The sequence below is a fragment of the Saccharothrix variisporea genome (assembly GCF_003634995.1).
GTDB lineage: Bacteria > Actinomycetota > Actinomycetes > Mycobacteriales > Pseudonocardiaceae > Actinosynnema > Actinosynnema variisporeum.
Map to the genome: position 1 here is coordinate 58,351 of NZ_RBXR01000001.1, position 16,646 is coordinate 74,996.

At 72.7% G+C, this 16,646-nt stretch carries 11 protein-coding genes; 9 read left to right on the plus strand and 2 right to left on the minus strand.

What is annotated here, in order from left to right; translation table 11 throughout:
* Positions 1 to 87 precede the first annotated feature (87 nt).
* Positions 88 to 987: a LysR family transcriptional regulator gene (locus tag DFJ66_RS00190; RefSeq protein WP_121216774.1), complete on the minus strand. Its 900-nt coding sequence runs from the start codon at positions 985 to 987 to the stop codon at positions 88 to 90.
* A 139-nt stretch (positions 988 to 1,126) separates the two neighbouring features.
* Here DFJ66_RS00190 and DFJ66_RS00195 point away from each other — a divergent pair, with 139 nt between their 5' ends.
* The 9 genes from DFJ66_RS00195 (at position 1,127) to DFJ66_RS00235 (ending at position 14,802) form a co-directional block, all read left to right on the plus strand.
* Complete coding sequence (locus tag DFJ66_RS00195; protein WP_211350899.1) at positions 1,127 to 2,041, plus strand: zinc-binding dehydrogenase; 915 nt, start codon at positions 1,127 to 1,129, stop codon at positions 2,039 to 2,041.
* Positions 2,042 to 2,136: 95 nt separating this feature from the next.
* Positions 2,137 to 6,393: a type I polyketide synthase gene (locus DFJ66_RS00200; protein ID WP_121216778.1), complete on the plus strand. Its 4,257-nt coding sequence runs from the start codon at positions 2,137 to 2,139 to the stop codon at positions 6,391 to 6,393.
* The gene (locus tag DFJ66_RS00205; protein WP_121216781.1) at positions 6,390 to 7,793 is read left to right on the plus strand and encodes an MFS transporter; all 1,404 of its coding nucleotides are present in this window, start codon (positions 6,390 to 6,392) and stop codon (positions 7,791 to 7,793) included. Before DFJ66_RS00200 ends, DFJ66_RS00205 begins: the two co-directional genes overlap by 4 nt.
* A gap of 27 nt (positions 7,794 to 7,820) precedes the next feature.
* Entirely contained in the window at positions 7,821 to 9,065 is a 1,245-nt protein-coding gene (locus DFJ66_RS00210; RefSeq protein WP_121216783.1) for an acyl-CoA dehydrogenase family protein, read from the plus strand.
* Complete coding sequence (locus DFJ66_RS00215) at positions 9,065 to 9,805, plus strand: SDR family NAD(P)-dependent oxidoreductase (protein WP_121216785.1); 741 nt, start codon at positions 9,065 to 9,067, stop codon at positions 9,803 to 9,805. The genes DFJ66_RS00210 and DFJ66_RS00215 overlap by 1 nt, the downstream gene beginning before the upstream one ends.
* A gap of 16 nt (positions 9,806 to 9,821) precedes the next feature.
* A complete protein-coding gene (locus DFJ66_RS00220) occupies positions 9,822 to 10,826 on the plus strand; it encodes a ketoacyl-ACP synthase III family protein (RefSeq protein ID WP_121216787.1) in 1,005 nt (334 codons plus the stop codon).
* 132 nt (positions 10,827 to 10,958) lie between these two features.
* Positions 10,959 to 12,137, plus strand: coding sequence for a glycosyltransferase 87 family protein (locus tag DFJ66_RS00225; protein ID WP_246029490.1), 1,179 nt, complete (start codon positions 10,959 to 10,961; stop codon positions 12,135 to 12,137).
* A gap of 71 nt (positions 12,138 to 12,208) precedes the next feature.
* Positions 12,209 to 12,964, plus strand: coding sequence for an FHA domain-containing protein (locus DFJ66_RS00230; protein ID WP_121216789.1), 756 nt, complete (start codon positions 12,209 to 12,211; stop codon positions 12,962 to 12,964).
* Between the two features lie 83 nt (positions 12,965 to 13,047).
* Complete coding sequence (locus DFJ66_RS00235; RefSeq protein WP_147459130.1) at positions 13,048 to 14,802, plus strand: serine/threonine-protein kinase; 1,755 nt, start codon at positions 13,048 to 13,050, stop codon at positions 14,800 to 14,802.
* A gap of 381 nt (positions 14,803 to 15,183) precedes the next feature.
* On the opposite strand, the gene DFJ66_RS00240 is transcribed toward DFJ66_RS00235, so the two are convergent.
* Positions 15,184 to 16,599: a polysaccharide lyase 6 family protein gene (locus DFJ66_RS00240; protein WP_121216793.1), complete on the minus strand. Its 1,416-nt coding sequence runs from the start codon at positions 16,597 to 16,599 to the stop codon at positions 15,184 to 15,186.
* Between the last annotated feature and the right edge of the window lie 47 nt (positions 16,600 to 16,646).

The following is a 16,646-nucleotide window of genomic DNA, read 5'->3' on the forward strand; positions in this document are numbered from 1 at the left end:
GCGGGCGCGGGCCTTGCCGGGGGTCTGTGGTGCGCGGAGCGGGCCGTCGCCGCCGGATCGGTGCCGTATGTCGAGTCTCGACCGGGATCAGGCGCGCGGGGTGGCGGTCTGCTCGGCCGCGAAGCGGCAGGCTTCCGCGAGGTTTTCCAGCAATGGGGTGACCGAGCGGACGGCGAGCGAGGTCGGGATTCTCACTTCGGGATCCAGCAGGCGCCGGAATGCCACGCGCTTGGGCACCACCGTCCCGACGATCCCCTCGTACATCAGCGTCCACGACGCCTGCCCCATGCCGATCTCGGCGAACGTGTTCTGCAAGGTGGTGAACGGGGCGTCCAGCCTCGGCTCGAACCCCGCGTCCCGGCACGCCTGGAGCACGAAGTCGTAGAACGCCGGGTTCGCCTCGCGCGGGACCAGGCGCAGCGGCAGTTCCGCCAGTTCGCGCAGCGCCAGCGCGGGCTTGCCGGCCAGCCGGTGACCGGCGGGCAGCACGGCGACCAGGCGCTCCTCCCACACCGGGATCAGGTCCAGGCCCTTGCGGTTCTTGACCAGGCGGACCAGGGCCGCGTCCAGCTGCCCGTCGCGCACCTGCTCCAACCTCGACCAGTTGGGCACGCTGTGCAGGCTGACCTGGACGTCCTGCCGCAGCTCGCGCAGCTTGGCCAGGATCACGTCCAGTCGCTCGCCCAAACCCTCGGTGGTCCCGATGCGCAATACCGGAGCTTCCCCCTCCCCGAGGTCGGTCACGGTATCGACGGCTCGTTTCACCGAAGCTAAGACCGCATAAGCTTCGGGTAAAAGGCGTTCGCCGGCCCGGGTGAGGGTCACCCGGCGTCTTGTCCGGTCGAATAGTTGTACCCCCAGTTCGCGCTCCAGCCGCTGTATCTGCTGGCTGACGGCGGGTTGCACGACGTGCAGCCGCTCAGCCGCCCGGCCGAAGTGCAGCTCCTCGGCGAGCGTGACGAAGTAGTCCACTTGACGCAGTTCCACTTGGAACAATTCCCCCGGTTGATCCATCACGATCGGTGATCCCGATGTTAACGTATTGCTGCTTGGTCGAATCGTCAAGGCGCGATTGACTGCCGAATATCGGTCACGTTCCGAACAGATAGGCCAAGCGATGCGTGCTGTGATCAATACCCCCGACGGCGACCAGCCGGTCGAGTTCACCGAGGTCGAGCAGCCCGAACCCGCCGCCCACCAGGCGGTCGTGGCGGTGCGCGCGTTCTCCGTCAACCGGGGCGAGTTGGCGTTGCTGGCGATGCGCCCGCGCGGCTGGCGACCCGGCCAGGACGTGGCGGGAGTGGTCGTGGAGCAGGCCGCGGACGGCTCCGGTCCGCAGCCCGGCACCCGGGTGGTCGGCATGGTGGACAACGCGGGCTGGTCGGAGTCGGCCGCGGTGGACGTCTCGCGGCTGACCGAGCTGCCCGACGCGGTGAGCATGGAGCAGGCGGCGGCGCTGCCGATGGCCGGGTTGACCGCCCTGCGCACCCTGCGCATCGGCGGCAGCCTGCTCGGCCGCCGCGTCCTGGTCACCGGCGCGAACGGCGGCGTCGGCCGGTTCCACGTCCAGCTGGCGGCGCTGTCGGGCGCCGAGGTCACCGCCGTCACCACCAAGGCGGACCAGGTGGAGAAGGAGCTCAAGGCGCTGGGCGCCACCGAAGTCGTCCCGGACGTCGCCGAGGCGTCGGGCACGTTCGACCTGGTCGAGGAGTCGGTGGGCGGCACGGCGCTGTCCGCCGCTGTGACGAAGGTGGCGCCCAAGGGCACGATCGTCGTGCTCGGCGCCAGCTCCGGCGAGAAGGCCGCGATCAACGTCTACGACTTCTTCGGCCACGAGGGCGCCAAGCTGGTCAACTACATGTCCTACGCCGCCACCGACCCGACCGACGCCGACCTGCGCGTCCTGGTCGACCTGGTCGCGGCGGGCAAGCTCGTCGCCGAGCCCGGCCACGTCGCCGACTGGTCGGGGCTCGCCGAGACCGTCACGCGGATGCGGGAACGCGCACTGCCGGGCGGGAAGGTCGTGCTGACCGTGGGCTGATCGCGGCCCACCGCGATGTGAAGACAGCCGCGCGCCCGCCGTCGCACGGCGGCGGGCGCGCGGCGTCCAGCGCAATTGATTGGGGGCAATTGACGATGGCCACCGCTGCGCGGAAAACCGCGGCGAGGAGGAACGGTCGAAGTCGCGGGAAACCCGACGAGACCACACCGGTCGGCGATCGCGACATCGCGATCATCGGCATGTCGTGCCGGGTGCCCGGCGCGCACGGGGTAGACGACTTCTGGAGCATGTTGGTCGACGGCGTCGACGCGGTGTCCGAGGTGCCCACCTCGCGGTACCCGGTGGACGACTTCTTCGACGGTGAGGGGCCGAAACCCGGCCGGATCATCAGCAGGCGCGGCGGGTTCCTGGAGAACATCGACGGGTTCGACGCGCCCTTCTTCGCCATCTCGCCGCGCGAGGCCGCGGCGATGGACCCGCAGCAGCGGGTGCTGCTCGAATGCGCGTGGGAAGCGCTGGAGGACGCCGGCCAGGACCTGGGCCGGCTCGCGGGCAGCCGGGTCGGCGTGTTCGTCGGCTCCGACGGGTCCAACTACTGGGAGATGCAGAGCCAGGGCGAGCCGAACATCTACGGCGTCATGGGCGGCGGCGCGCGGTCCGCGATCGCCGGGCGGCTGTCGTTCACCTTCGACCTGACCGGCCCGAGCGTCACCGTGGACACCGCGTGCTCGTCGTCGCTGATGGCGTTGAGCCTGGCGTGCCAGAGCCTGCGCTCGGGCGAGTCCACGATGGCGTTGGCGGCGGGCGCGCACCTGGTGCTCAGCCCGTGGGAGAGCGTGGCGTTCTCGTCGGCGGGCATGTTGTCGCCGGACGGCAAGTGCAAGTTCGGCGACGCGTCGGCGGACGGGTTCGTGCGCAGCGAGGGCATCGGCGTGCTGGTGCTCAAGCCGCTGCGGGCGGCGCTGGCCGACGGCGACCCGGTGCACGCGGTGATCAAGGGCGTCGGGACCAGCAACGACGGTGCCGGCAGCGGCCTGTTCATGTCGCCCGCGCTCAGCGGGCAGGAGGCGATGCTGCGCGAGGCCTACCGCGACGCCGGCATCGACCCGTCCGAAGTGGACTACGTCGAGGCGCACGGCACCGGCACCCAGGCGGGCGACCCGGTGGAGCTGGGCGCGCTGGCCGCGGTGCTGGGCGAGGGCCGCGAGCCCGGGAGGCGGGCGTTCGTCGGCTCGGTCAAGACCAACATCGGGCACGCCGAGGCCGCCGCGGGCGTGATCGGCGTGATCAAGGCCGTGCTGTGCCTCAAGCACCGCACGGTGCCGCGCAACCTGCACTTCACCACGCCCAACCCGGCGATCCCGTGGAGCGAGCTGCCGCTGGTGCTGCCCACCCGGACCCAGCCGCTGGACGACGAGAAGCGGTTGGTGGCGGGCGTGAGCGCGTTCGGCATCTCCGGCACCAACACCCACGTCGTGCTCACCGGGCCGGAGGTGCCCACCGGTCGGCGGGAGGTCGACGCGGCGGTCACCGAGCAGGGCGGTGACCACCTGCTGACGCTGTCCGCCCGCTCGCACGAGGCGTTGCGCGAGTCGATCCGGTTCTACCTGTCCTACTTCGGCGTCGGCGGCGCCGGGCACGACGCGGACCTGGCCGACGTCTGCTACACGGCGGCGAGCAGGCGCACCCACCACGACCACCGGCTGGCGGTCGTGGACAGCACCCGTGAGGGCATGGTCGAGCAGTTGCGCGCCTTGCTGCACGGCGACGCGGAGTTCACCTCGCCCGACCGGGCGCGGATCGCGTTCGTGTTCCCCGGCCAGGGCTCGCAGTGGACGGGCATGGGCCGGGAGCTGCTGGACACCTCGCCCGCGTTCCGCGCGGCGATGTTCCGCTGCGACGAGGCCGTCCGCGCCGAAGCCGGGTGGTCGGTGATCGAGAAGCTGCGCGACCCCGAGGCGACCTGGGAGGAGATCGACGTCGTCCAGCCGACGCTGTGGGCGGTGGAGGTCGCGCTGGCCGAGACCTGGCGGGCGTGGGGCGTCGAACCGGACGTGGTGATCGGGCACAGCATGGGCGAGGTGGCCGCCGCGTGCGTCAGCGGCGCGCTGTCCCTGGCCGATGGCGCCGCCGTGATCTGCCGGCGCAGCTCGCTCATGCGCGGCCTGGCCGGGCGGGGCGCGATGGCCGTGGTGGAGCTGTCGGTGGCGGACGCCGAGGCGGCGATCGCGGACGTGGCCGACCGGGTGTCGATCGCGGTGAGCAACAGCCGCAACTCCACGGTGGTCTCCGGGGACCCCGACGCCATCGCCGAGTTGCCGCGCAAGCTGGACGAGCAGGGCGTGTTCTGCCGTCCGGTCAAGGTGAACGTGGCTTCGCACAGCGTGCAGATGGACCCGATCCTGGAGGAGCTGGCGTCGCGCTTGGCGGGTCTGGAGCCGCGCGCGGGCACGATCCCGCTGCACTCCACGGTGACCGGTGAGCTGACCGACGGGCAAGAACTCGACCCGGACTACTGGGTGCGCAACCTGCGTCAGCCGGTGCGGTTCGTGGACGCCGTCACCGAGACCGCTTCCGCGGGGCCGACCGTGTTCGTCGAGATCAGCCCGCACCCGTTGCTGGTCAACGCGATCCAGGAGACGGTGGCGGAACTGGGGGTGGAGGGTCACGCCCTGCCGACGCTGCGGCGGGAGCAGCCCGAGCGGGCCACGATGTTGCGCGGGTACGGCACGTTGTACGAGAAGAACGCGCCCGTGCGGCTGGAGTCGCTGTACCCCGGTGGTCGTTGCGTGCCGCTGCCGCACTACCCGTGGCAGCGGGTGCGGCACTGGCTGGCGGAGAGCGGTTCCGGTGCGGTGGCCGACGGCGGCACCGCCCGGCCCTGGGAGACCGCGCTGGACCCGGCCGCCACCCCGTACCTGGTGCAGCACGAGGTCAACGGGGTGCCGCTGGTGCCGGGGACCGTGCTGTTGGAGGCCGCCCGGTCCGCCGCGACCGACGCGGCCAGCGGGATGCCGGTCGTGCTGTCCGAAGTGGACTTCGTGGACGCGCTCCTGCCCTCGCCCGGTGCGCTGCTGGTCGACCTGCACCCGGTGGAGGCGGGCGCGTGGCGGTTCGACGTGGGGCCGGCGGACGGGGTGCGGGCCACCGGGCACGTGCGGACCGTGCACGGCCTGGAGCCCACGCGGCCGGCCGAGTCGGTGGCCGAGGTGGGCGCGCGGTGCGTCGAGCACTGGGACGGCGACCGGTTCTACGCGTGGGCCGCGCGGGGCGGGACGGTGTGGGGCGAGGCGTTCCGCGGTGTGACCGACGTGTGGCGGGCGCCGGGCGAGGCGCTGGCCAAGGTGCGGCTGCCCGCGTCGCTGGCCGGGGAGCAGGCGGGTTACCTGCTGCACCCGGCGTTCTTGGAGGCGTGTGCCGCGCCGCTGCTGGCGGTGTTCGACACGCCGGTGTGGATGTTGGCCGAGCACGTCGCCGAGGTGCGCGTGCTCAACAGGGCGTCGTCGGTGTGGAGCCACGTTCGGGTGGTGGACATCGACTCCGGGGGAACCGCCACGGCGGACGTCGTGGTGCTGGACGACAGGGAGCAGATCGTGGCCGAGCTGCGGGGACTGCGGGTGCGCGCGAACGAGCCCCGGCACGCCGAACCGACTCACGCGGCACCGACCCACGCGGAGGCGGTGGCACCGGTCGAGCCGGCGGCCGTTCCCGCCGCGGGCGGGGCCGTGCTCGGCTCGGGGGCGGTGATCTCCCTCAAGGGCGAGTTCCGGCTCGAAGACCCATCGGGCACGGTGATCGAGCTGAGCGGCAGCCTGCGCGTGGTGCCGCCGGGCGGCGTGACTCCCGCATCGGCCCCCGTGGCGGAGACCCCGGACCGGCCCGTCGTTCCCGCCATGCCGCCGGTGTCGTTCTCGCGCAACGGCAACGGCACGAACGGATCCGCTCCGGCGGCCGGTCCCGCACTGGTCACCGCAACCGCCACCGTGCCGGCGCAAGGCCGACCGCGGCCGGAACGTTCGGCGGCGGAACGATCGTTACCGCAACGATCGTTACCGGAGCGATCGGAACCGCGAGCAGTCGACACCGGCACCGAGGTCCGCACCGCCGCCGAGGCCCGGACCGATGTGCCCGAGGACTCGGCGGGTGTGCTGGCCTACCTGGTCGAGCGGGTCGCGGCCGTGCTGGGCGCGCAGGCCGCGAAGATCGACACCCGCAAGCCGGTCACCGCGCTGGGCATGGACTCCCTGATGGCCCTGGAGGTCCGCGGCCGGCTCCAGAAGGAGCTCGGCGTCACCGTCCCCACCGCCGTGATCCTGCGCGCCGAGTCGCTGGACGCGGCGGCCGCCAAGATCGCGGAGCTGTTACCGGACGCCGGGGCGCCACGCCAGTGACCACGACCAGGACGGGACCGCGCACCCGGCTCATCCTGACCGCCCTCGTCGGGGCCCAGTTCATGATCTCGATGGACGCGACCATCGTGAACGTGGCGCTGCCGTCCATCAAGGAGCAGCTGGGCTTCGCCCAGGCCGACCTCGGCTGGGTGGTCAACGCCTACGCCCTGCCTTTCGGCGGTCTGCTGCTGCTCGGCGCACGCCTGGGCGACGCGCTGGGCACCAAGAAGGTGTTCGTGGCGGGCACCGTGCTGTTCTCGCTGGCCTCGCTGTGGTGCGGGCTGGCCGACAGCGCGGTGGCCCTGGTCGCGGCCAGAGCCCTGCAAGGGGTCGGCGCGGCGACCATGTCGCCGGTGGCGATGACGATGCTGGTGGCCGTCTTCGACGGACGGGCGCGGCACCGGGCGTTGGGCTGGTGGGGCGCCATGTCGGGCCTCGCCGGCGGACTGGGGATGCTGCTGGGCGGTCTGCTCTCGACCGCCTCGTGGCGGTGGAACTTCCTGGTCGCCGTGCCGGTCGGGGTGCTGGTCCTGGTGCTGTCGCGGCACCTGGACCAGCACCGCGTCCCGCGGGTCGGCCGGCCGGACGTGCTGGGCGCGGTGCTCAGCACGACCGGCCTGCTGCTGGTGGCCTACGCGGTCGTCGGCACCGAGCGGGACGGCTGGGCCGCCTGGTCGACCTCCGGGCTGCTCGGCGTCGCCTTGCTGCTGCTGGCCGGGTTCGTTCTGTGGCAACAAAAGGCCGCCGACCCGCTGGTGCCGCTGCGGATCTTCGGCAACCGGAACGTGTCGGCGGGCAACGCGGTGATCGCGCTGACCGGCGCGATCGGGCAGATCACCTACTTCATGCTCACCCTGTACCTCCAGCAGGTGCTGGACTACGGGCCGTTGGCCTCCGGCGCGGTGTTCCTGCCCATCAGCGCGGTCCTGCTGCTGGTGTCCACCCGGACGGCGTGGCTGATCAAGCTGGTCGGCCTGCGCGGGACCCTGGCGTTCGGGTTGGGCGTGACGGCGGTCGGGTCCCTGTGGATGTCCGCGGTGCCCACGGGCGGGGACTACCTGACCGACGTCGCGGGTCCCTCGGTGGTGTGGGCGTTCGGCTGGGGCATCGCGCAGGCCGCGTCGTTCATCGCGGGCGCGCAGGGCGTCGGCCCGGACCTCGCGGGCGTGGCCTCCGGGCTCATCGCCACCACCTACCGGCTCGGCGGCGCGATCGGGCTGGCCGTCGTGGTCACCGCGGCGGCCGTGCGCACCGAGTCCGCCGGCGGCTCGGTCGACGCGCTCACCGGCGGCTTCCGGCTGGCCTTCCTGGTCGCGGCGGGGTTCGCCGCGGTCGCCGCCGCGCTGTGCGCCCTGCTCCAACCCCACCGGTCCCGGACCCCCGCCCGGACCGGCGACTGACCACCTCTTCAGATTCGGAAAGAGCTCATGGACTTCACCCTCACCGAGCAGATGGTCACCTGGCGCAAGATCGCCCGGGAGTTCGCGGACGACGTGGTCCGCCCCGTCGCCGCGCAGCTGGACGCCGAGCCCGACCCGCGCGACGCCTGGTCGTGGGACCTCGTGGAGGCCGCCGAGGCGGCCGGGCTGCGCCAGGCGCCGCTGCCCGAGCGGTTCGGCGGCTCCGACACCGACTACGTGACCAACACGATCATCCTGGAGGAGATCGCGGCGGCCGACCTGGGCACCGCGGTGGTGCTGGCCCAGCACTGGAAGTTCGCCCAGATGCTCAACGAGCTGGGCACCCCGCACCAGCGCGAGAAGTACCTCGCGCGCAACGCCGCCAACCCGCGCGGGCTGTTCGCGGCGTCGTTCACCGAGCCGACCGCGGGCTCGGACAACATCCTGCCGTTCCGCAAGCCCGGCGCGGGCATGCAGACCTTCGCCGCGAAGGTCGACGGCGGGTACGTGCTCAACGGCATGAAGCACTACATCTCCAACGCCAACCGCGCCGACACCGTGCTGTGCTTCGCGCGCACCGACCGGGAGGGGCCGCTCACCGAGAGCGTGACCGCGTTCGTGGTGCCGACCGACGCCCAGGGCCTGCGGATCGGCAAGGTGCACGACAAGGCGGGCGAGCGGAGCGCCAACAACGCGGAGATCTTCTACGAGGACGTGTTCGTGCCCGACGAGGACGTGCTGGGCGAGCCCGGCACCGCGTTGCGCAGCGTGGGCCGGTTGCTGCGGGCCAGCAACGCCTACGCCGCCTCCTGCGCCCTGGGGATCGCGCGGGAGTGCTTCGACCGGACCGTGCGCTGGTGCCGCGAGCGCGTGCAGGGCGGCGTGCCGATCATCGAGCACCAGGCGGTCGGCTCGTACCTGGCGGACATGTACCTCAACGTGGACGTCAGCCGCACCTACATCTGGCGGGCGGCGTGGCAGGCCCGCACGCCGGAGACGTTCGACCCGGTGCTGGCCGTGGCGCCCAAGCTCGTCACCTCGGAGCGCACGTTCGACTCCGCGCGCCGGGCGATGGAGCTGTGGGGCGGCGCGGGCGTGATGCGGGAGAACGGCATCGAGAAGCTCCTGCGGGACGCGGCGATCTGGCTGCACTCCGATGGCACGAACATCATCCTGCGGGAGCGGATGGCGAACCTGCTGCGCACCGCCGACCCCGAGACCAACCCGTGGGACGGTGTGCCGGCCGAAGCGCCCATGATCGGGATCATCTGATGAGGTTGCGCGGCAAGGTCGTCGTCGTGACCGGCGGGACCCGCGGCCTGGGCCGGTCGATCGCGGAGGCGGCGCTGCTGGAGGGCGCGCGGGTGGTGTGCGCCGCGCGCTCCACCGGCGACCTGGAGCTGATCCGCGAGGTCGGGCACGACCGGGTGCACTTCCACCACACCGACGTCCGGGACCGGGCCTCGGTGGAGGCGTTGATGCGCGCCACCCACGACCGGTACGGGCGGCTGGACGTGCTGGTGTGCAACGCGGGCGTCAGCAACGACGGCATGGTGCGCGACCTGGGCGTGGCCGAGTGGTCCGAGGTGATCGACACCAACCTCACCGGGACGTTCCACTGCGTCCAGGCGGCGGTGCCCTACCTGGAGGCGCAGGGCGGCGGGCGGATCATCGTCATCTCCTCCGCGCTGTCCACGCGGGTCTCGCCGGGCGCGGGCGCGTACTCGGTGTCCAAGGCGGCGGTGGACATGTTCACCAAGGTGTGCGCGGCCGAGTTCGCGGGCACCGGCATCACCGTCAACGCGGTCGCCCCGGGGATCATCGACCAGGGCCTGGGCGCGCGGCTGGCCGAGAACGACCTGGTCTGGGACGCGGTCGAGGCGCGGCTGCTGGCCGGGCGGCCGGGCCGGGGCGAGGAGGTCGGCAACGCGGTGGTGTTCCTGGCCTCCGACGACGGTTCCTACATCAACTCGCACGTCATGGAAGTCAACGGAGGGCTGCTGTGGAGTTGAACGCGGGCGGTGGGCGGTGAAGGTCTCGCCGGAGGTCGTCATCGCCGCCGCGGTCGTCTGGCTGCCCCGGCACCGGGAGAGACCGGATCTGCCCGACGGCGCCGAGGCCGGGTACGACGAGGTGGCGGTGGCCGAGGGGCACTCGGGTCCGGAACTGGCGGTGCTGGCGGGGGAGGCCGCGCTGGCGTCGTCGGGCTGGTCCGGCGCGGACCTGGACCTGGTGGCGCACGCGTGGAGCTACCACCAGGGCCACGACTTCTGGTCGCCGGCCCACTTCGTCGCCGACCGGCTGGGCGCGCCCGCCGCCCTGCCGCTGGGCGTCCAGCAGATGTGCAACGGCGGCGCGGCGGCGCTCCAGACCGCCGTCGCGCACCTGGTGGCCGACCCCGCCGTGGAACGGGCGCTGGTGACCACCGGCGACCGGTTCTGCGGTCCGGGTTTCTCGCGCTGGACCGGGGACTACGGCGCGGTCTACGGCGACAGCGGGACCGCCGTCCTGCTGTCCCGGGGCCGGCCGGAGGACGCCCGCCTGCGGCTGCTGTCCATCGTCACGGTCGCCGCCCCGGAACTGGAACGCATGAACCGCGGCGACGACCCGTTCACCCCGGCCCCGCGCTGGTACCGGCCGGCGGTGGACGCGCGGGCGACCAAGAAGGCGTTCCTGCGCACCAGCGCGCCGGGCCTGTTCGGCGCGACGGAACGGGAGAAGATCCGGCGGGCGGTGACCGGGGCGCTGGCGGACGCGTGCGTGGCACCCGACGACCCCCGCCTGACCCGCGCGGTCCTGCCCCGGCTGCACCGGGGAGCGCTCGACGGCGTGTACCGGCCGTTGCTGGCCGAGCTCACCACCGCCGAGCCGGTGGACCCGGGGCACGTCACCGGGCACCTGGGCGCCGGGGACCTCGGGGCCAACCTCGCGGCGGTGGCCGAGGGGGCGACGGCTGGCCGGGGGGAGTTGGCGTTGGTGTTGAGCGCGGGTGCCGGCTTCTCGTGGTCGGCGGCCGTGGTCGAGGTGGTGTGACGATCTTTCACAATCACCCCGGCGCGTGGAATTCATGCGAAATCGGGTGAATAGCGTCGGAGAAAACCGCAGAAATCGGGGCGCGATCGGCGGTGCTATCTTCCCCGAATCCGATTTCCGGGGGAATTCACCGTGGTGCCGAATGGTGTTCGGAACAAGTGGGGTCCGGTGGGGCCGTGGCTGCTGCTCGGCCTGGCCGCGGTCGTGGCGGTGCGGACGGGGTTGTCGCCGGACGACACCCTGCCCGCGCTGCCGGACGCCCGCATCTACCGGGCCGGTGTGCTGACCTGGTGGTCGGGCGGCGACCTCTACACGACCCGGCTGCACGGCGGCGGGAACCCCGCGCTGTTCACCTACCCGCCGTTCGCACTGCTCCCGCTGTCCCCGCTGGTGGTGTTCCCGGTCGGGGCGGCGCTGCTGACGCTGGGCAGCGTGGCTGCGCTGCACCACGTGTTCCTGCTGGTCATCGACCACGTCCGGCCGGACCACCCGCGCCGCCACCTGGTCGCGGCCGTCGCCGTGGTGTGCGCGGTGCAGCTCGAACCCGTGGCGCAGACGGTGTACTGGGGTCAGGTCAACATCCTGCTGCTGTGGCTGGTGGCGCTGGACTGCCTGCACCGCAACCCGCGGTGGCCCCGGGGCGTGCTGGTCGGCATCGCGGCGGCGGTGAAGCTGACGCCACTGGTGTTCGTGCTGTTCTTCTTGTGCCGCAAGCGGTTCAGGGCCGCCGGGTGGGCGGTCGGGGCGTTCGCGGCGGCCACCGCCGTGGGGTTCCTGGTGGCGCCGGGCGCGTCGCGGTACTACTGGACCACGGCGGTGTGGTCGGCCAATCGGGTCGGCGAGGTGTCGTTGCCGGGCAACCAGTCCTTGCGCGGGATGCTGGTGCGCCTGGGCGTGCCGTCGCTGTGGGTGGTCGCCGTCGTGGTGGTGCTGGCGCTGGCCGGCTGGGTGGTGGTCCGCTCGCCGGGCGTCCTGCCCGCGTGGCTGGCCACGGCAGCGGTCGGGACCCTGGCGTCACCGATGTCCTGGTCGCACCACTGGGTGTGGCTCGCGCCGCTGCTGGTCGCGGCGGTCCTGTCGCCCCGACCCGTCCTCGCCCTGCCGGCTGCTGCGGCGGCCGTCCTCGGGCTGCACTGGGTGTTCCCGCCCGCGGTTGGCTCGCCGTGGTGGACGCACGTGCTCGGCGAGTCCTACACGCTCGTCGCGGTGTGCATGCTCGTCGTCCTGGCATGGCGCGTCCGTCCGCTCGGCCGCCGCCGCACCGCACCGCGTCCGGCCGTACAGCCCGAGGTGGCACCGCTCGGCACCTGACCGCGGCCCTACGATCCGGGAGGGGTCCCGAGGCGGTCCGGGCACACTGCGCGGGGAACCGAGGAGGCGGTATGAACACCGAAAGCCTGGCGCGCGACGTGCCGCGAGCCGCGCCCGGAGCCGTCGTCGCGCTCGCGGTGAGCGGCCGGATCAGCGTCGACCCCGTCGAGGGGCGCAGCGTGCGCTTCGGCCGCAACCGGCCCGACGTCGAGGTGTGCGTGGGCGAGACCGACCCGCGGGTGAGCCGGCAGCACGGCCTGCTCACCCGGCGCGCCGGGCGCTGGTGGGTCACCAACACCGGCCGGCTGCCCATCCGCCTGCCCAAGACCCGGTGGCTGTTCCGCGACGAGGACCCGGTGCCGCTGCCCGACGGCTACACGCCGCTGTTCATCCGCGGCTCGCACGACCGCGAGCACCTGCTGGAGCTCTACGTCGCCGGCGAGGACGGCCACCACCCGGCCACCCGGCACTCCGCGGTGACCCAGCCGCCCAAGCGGTGGCGGCTCACGCCCGACGAGCACCTGCTGCTGGTCGTGCTCGGGCAGCGCTACCTGCTGCACGAGGCCAACCCGCAGCCGGTGTCGCGCCAGCACGCCGCCGAGATCCTCAACGAGCTGCAGCCCGACGCGGGCTGGGGCGTCAAGCGGGTGGAGCACATGGTCGCCGACGTGCGGGCGCGGCTGTCCGCGGCCGGGGTGCACGGGCTGCTGCGCGAGGAGGTCGGCGAGCCCGTGGGCAACGCGCTCAACGACAACCTGCTGCGCGAACTGGTGCTGTCGACCACGCTCGTCCCGCCGGACTTGGCGCTGCTGGACCCGATCTCCTGACCGCAATTCTCGGTGAAAACCGGTTCACGCCGAAATCGTCGGGATGCCGTGTCGCACGCAACGGAGTCAGTACACTACTCCTCGTGCGCACGGGGGATGTGGTGGGCGGGCGTTACGAATTGGAGGACGCCCGCGGTTCGGGTTCCGGGGGCATGGTCTGGTCCGCCTTCGACCGGAAGCTGAAGCGGCGCGTGGCGCTCAAGCGGCCCCACGCCGCCGCGGACGAGGCCGACCGCGCCCGCTTCCGCCGCGAGGCCGAGACCGCCGCCCAGGTGCACCACCCCAACGCGGTCGCGATCTTCGACACCGTCGACGCCGACGACTGCTGGCTGGTCATGGAGCACCTGCCGGCCGACAGCCTGGACAAGGTGCTCGCGGCGCGGGGCGCGCTGCCGCCGGAGCGGGTGGCGCGGATCGGCGTGCAGATCGCCGGCGCGCTGGCCGCCGTGCACGCGAAGAACATCGTCCACCGGGACGTGAAGCCGGGCAACATCCTGGTCACCGACGACGGCCTGGCCAAGCTGACCGACTTCGGCATCTCCATCTGGCGCGAGGGCACCCGCACCGACGACGGCCGGATCAGCGGCACCCCGTCCTACACCGCGCCCGAGGTGGCGAGCGGCTACCCGGCTGGCCGCACCTCGGACGTGTTCTCCCTGGGGGCCACGCTGTTCGCGGCGGTCGAGGGCGAGCCGCCCTTCGGCCACGGCGAGCCGCACGAGGTGCTCCGGCGCGCCCGCCGCGGCGAGATCCCCCCGATGCGCCAAGCCGGTCCACTCACCCCGCTGCTGGCGGAGATGCTGCGCAAGCGCCCCGAGACCAGGCCGACCGCCGACGAAGTCCGATCAAGGCTCAAGGAGATCGTCGGCGACTGGGAACCGCCCCAGGCGCAGCCCTCCGCGCCTGCCCGCGCCCGCCGCCCCCTCCAGGCCGCTGCGGGCGCCCTGGTCGTCGCGGCGGTCGTGGCGGGGGCGTTGGCCTGGCAGAACCGCGCCCCGGCCGCCTCCCCGCCCGCACCGCGCGCCGACCTCATCGGCGACGAACGCACCGCCGACGTGTGCGCGCTGCTCGACCTGGCGCGGCTGCGCCGGTTCGGCAAGCCCGAGATCGACACGACCCAGGGCAACTTCAACCGCTGCGACGCCATGATCGACGTCGGCGCGGCCAAGCCGGTGGACGTGGAGGTCCAGGTGATCACCCGGACGTCCCGGGGCGTGCAGGGCCGGCCGGGGGAGATCCTCGAGGAACCCTCGGAAACCAGCGAGTGCGACCGGACCGTGGTGGTGGACGACGTGTACGCGGTGCGCGTGTCGACCAAGCTGAAGAACCCGCCGCTGGACCTGTGCACCGTGGAGACGACCGCCATCGACGGCGTGCTGGCGACCCTGGCGGCGGGCCCCCTGCCCCGGCGGGCGACCCCGTTCCCGGAGGGTTCCCTGGCCCACGTCGACGCCTGCACGCTGCTGGACGCCAAGTCCCTGGCCACGCTGGCGGGGATCGACGCGGGGAAGGCGGTGAACGTGTTCGGGCACTGGGGCTGCAAGTGGTTCGACAGCGTCGGCGGCCCCGGCATCAACCTGCGCTACGACCAGCACATGGCCCAGGAGCTGCCGGAGGGCAGCCTGGTGGACCTCGGCGGCCACCCCGGGTACGTCAAGGTCGAGGTGGGGACGACCAAGGGCTGCACCGTCAACATCCCGCACCGGCCGGCGCGGGTGGCGCAACGGGCGACCATCGACTTGGTGGTGCTGACGGTGGCGGGCGACCGCCCGAACGCCGACTACTGCCCGCGAGCCCAAAGCCTGGCCACAGTGGCCGCCGCCAACCTGCCTTCCTGACCCCGCCTCAGCCCCCGCCGTCCCGCCTCAGCCCCCGCCGTCCCGCCTCAGCCGCCCGCCTCAGCCTCCGCCGCCCCCCGCCTCCGCCGCCCCCCTCAGCGCCGCCTGCGGCGAGGCGCCGCCTGCGGCGAGAGCGGCAGGGGCGGCAGGCAGGGCAGGGCGGCAGGGGCAGGGCAGGGGCGGCGGGCGGGGGCCTCGCCGCGGGCGGTGCCTTGCCGCGGGCGGGTGGCAGTGCGGCTAGGCAGGGGCGGCAGGGGCAGGGCAGGGGCGGCGGGCGGGGGCCTCGCCGCGGGCGGTGCCTCGCCGTAGGCGGGTGGCAGTGCGGCTTGTGCAGGGGCGGCTTGGCGGGGACGGCGGGTGGGAACACGAACCCCGCGCCACCTACCGAGAACCCGGACCCACGTCCCCCGCCTCCAACGGCCCCCGCACCACCTCCGCATCCGACCGCTCGTCCGCGCCGACATCGGTACCGACCCGCGCCTGCCCGTCCATGTCATCGGCGACGAACGCGAACCCGCCCCGCGCGGCGTCGACCGCCGGGCTCCCGGCACCGATCCGGTGCACCGGCCCTTCCCGCCGCAACAACGGGTCCACGACACGAATCGCCTCAACCGGCTGCGCCACCCCCACACTCGCCGTCCCAGTCGGCCACGCGATGTTCCCGACATAGCTCGAATTCACCGGCGTCTTGCGCTCGTCGAACAGCTTGCCCTGCCCGCCGGTCACCACGTTGTCGGCGATGGTGCAGTCGATCGGCGGGTACGGGTAATTGGCCCCGATCTCGATGTTCGACACGTTCCCGACGAACGTGTTGTTCACGACGATCGCCCGGTAGACCCGCCAATGCGCGTTCAGCGCACCCTCGACGTCGACGTCCCCGCCGTCGATCTGCAACGCGGCGTCGTACCCGGTGCCGGTCAGGCCCTCGAAGTGGTTGTTGTAGACCTTGTGGTCCCGGCCGTAGAGCCGGATGCCGCCGGTTCCAGCCTTCCCGCCGCCGAGGAAGAAGTTGCCCTGCAACGTCCCGCGGTCGCCGTGCCGGTGTGACAACGTGCCCTGGGAGTTGCGGAAAGTGTTGTAGCGCACGATGTTGTCGTTGCTCTTCACCGTGACGATCTCCGGGTCGCCGTCGCAGTTCTCGAACAGGTTCGCCTCGACGACGGTGAACCCGCTGGACCGCGAGATGGTGCTCCGACCGACCCGGACGGCCTCCATGTCGTTGGTGGCGCGGGGGCCGATGTTGCGGAAGTGGTTGTGGTCGATGCGGTCGTGTTGGGACTGCTCGGTTTCCGAGCCCTCGACCACGACGAAGTTGCCGAGTTGGTGCTTCTCCTCGAACAGGTTGTGGTCGATGCGGTTGTGGTGGCTGTCGGCGCCCTGGACGAGCACCCAGTACAGCGTCGACTCCTCGGTGAGCCGGAAGTGGTTGCGGGTCAACCGCACGTGGTTCGACCCGGTGATCAGCAGGGTCGACCGGTTGGTCCAGGTGAACCCCTCGAAGGTCACGTGCGACGAGTTCGCCACCTCCAGCTGCCCGTCCTCGACCACCGCTCGACCGCGGTGGGCCGCTACAACGGTGATGGGCCGGGCCGCGGTGCCGTGCCGGTCCTTCATCGCGCCGATCGCGTACCGGCCGTCGGCGACCACGATCCGGTCCCCGGCGCGGGCTTCGGTCAACGCGCGTTGGAGCCGCGCCGAGTCCCTGACGTGGACGGTGTGGCCGCCTGCGGACGACGGCGGCCCGCTCACGACCGTCACCCCCAGCGCGAGCAACACCGCCAACAGCACACGCGTCATCGGGCCCCCTCTTCACCACGGGTGCGGGACATCGGTCCAGCGTCGTC

What these genes read in the sequence shown, in the direction of transcription:
- DFJ66_RS00230 (WP_121216789.1), top strand. Translation starts at nt 12,209, where the DNA reads ATGAACACCGAAAGCCTGGCGCGCGACGTGCCGCGAGCCGCGCCCGGA.
- DFJ66_RS00200 (WP_121216778.1), top strand. Translation starts at nt 2,137, where the DNA reads ATGGCCACCGCTGCGCGGAAAACCGCGGCGAGGAGGAACGGTCGAAGT.
- DFJ66_RS00215 (WP_121216785.1), top strand. Translation starts at nt 9,065, where the DNA reads ATGAGGTTGCGCGGCAAGGTCGTCGTCGTGACCGGCGGGACCCGCGGC.
- DFJ66_RS00210 (WP_121216783.1), top strand. Translation starts at nt 7,821, where the DNA reads ATGGACTTCACCCTCACCGAGCAGATGGTCACCTGGCGCAAGATCGCC.
- DFJ66_RS00240 (WP_121216793.1), bottom strand. Translation starts at nt 16,599, where the DNA reads ATGACGCGTGTGCTGTTGGCGGTGTTGCTCGCGCTGGGGGTGACGGTC.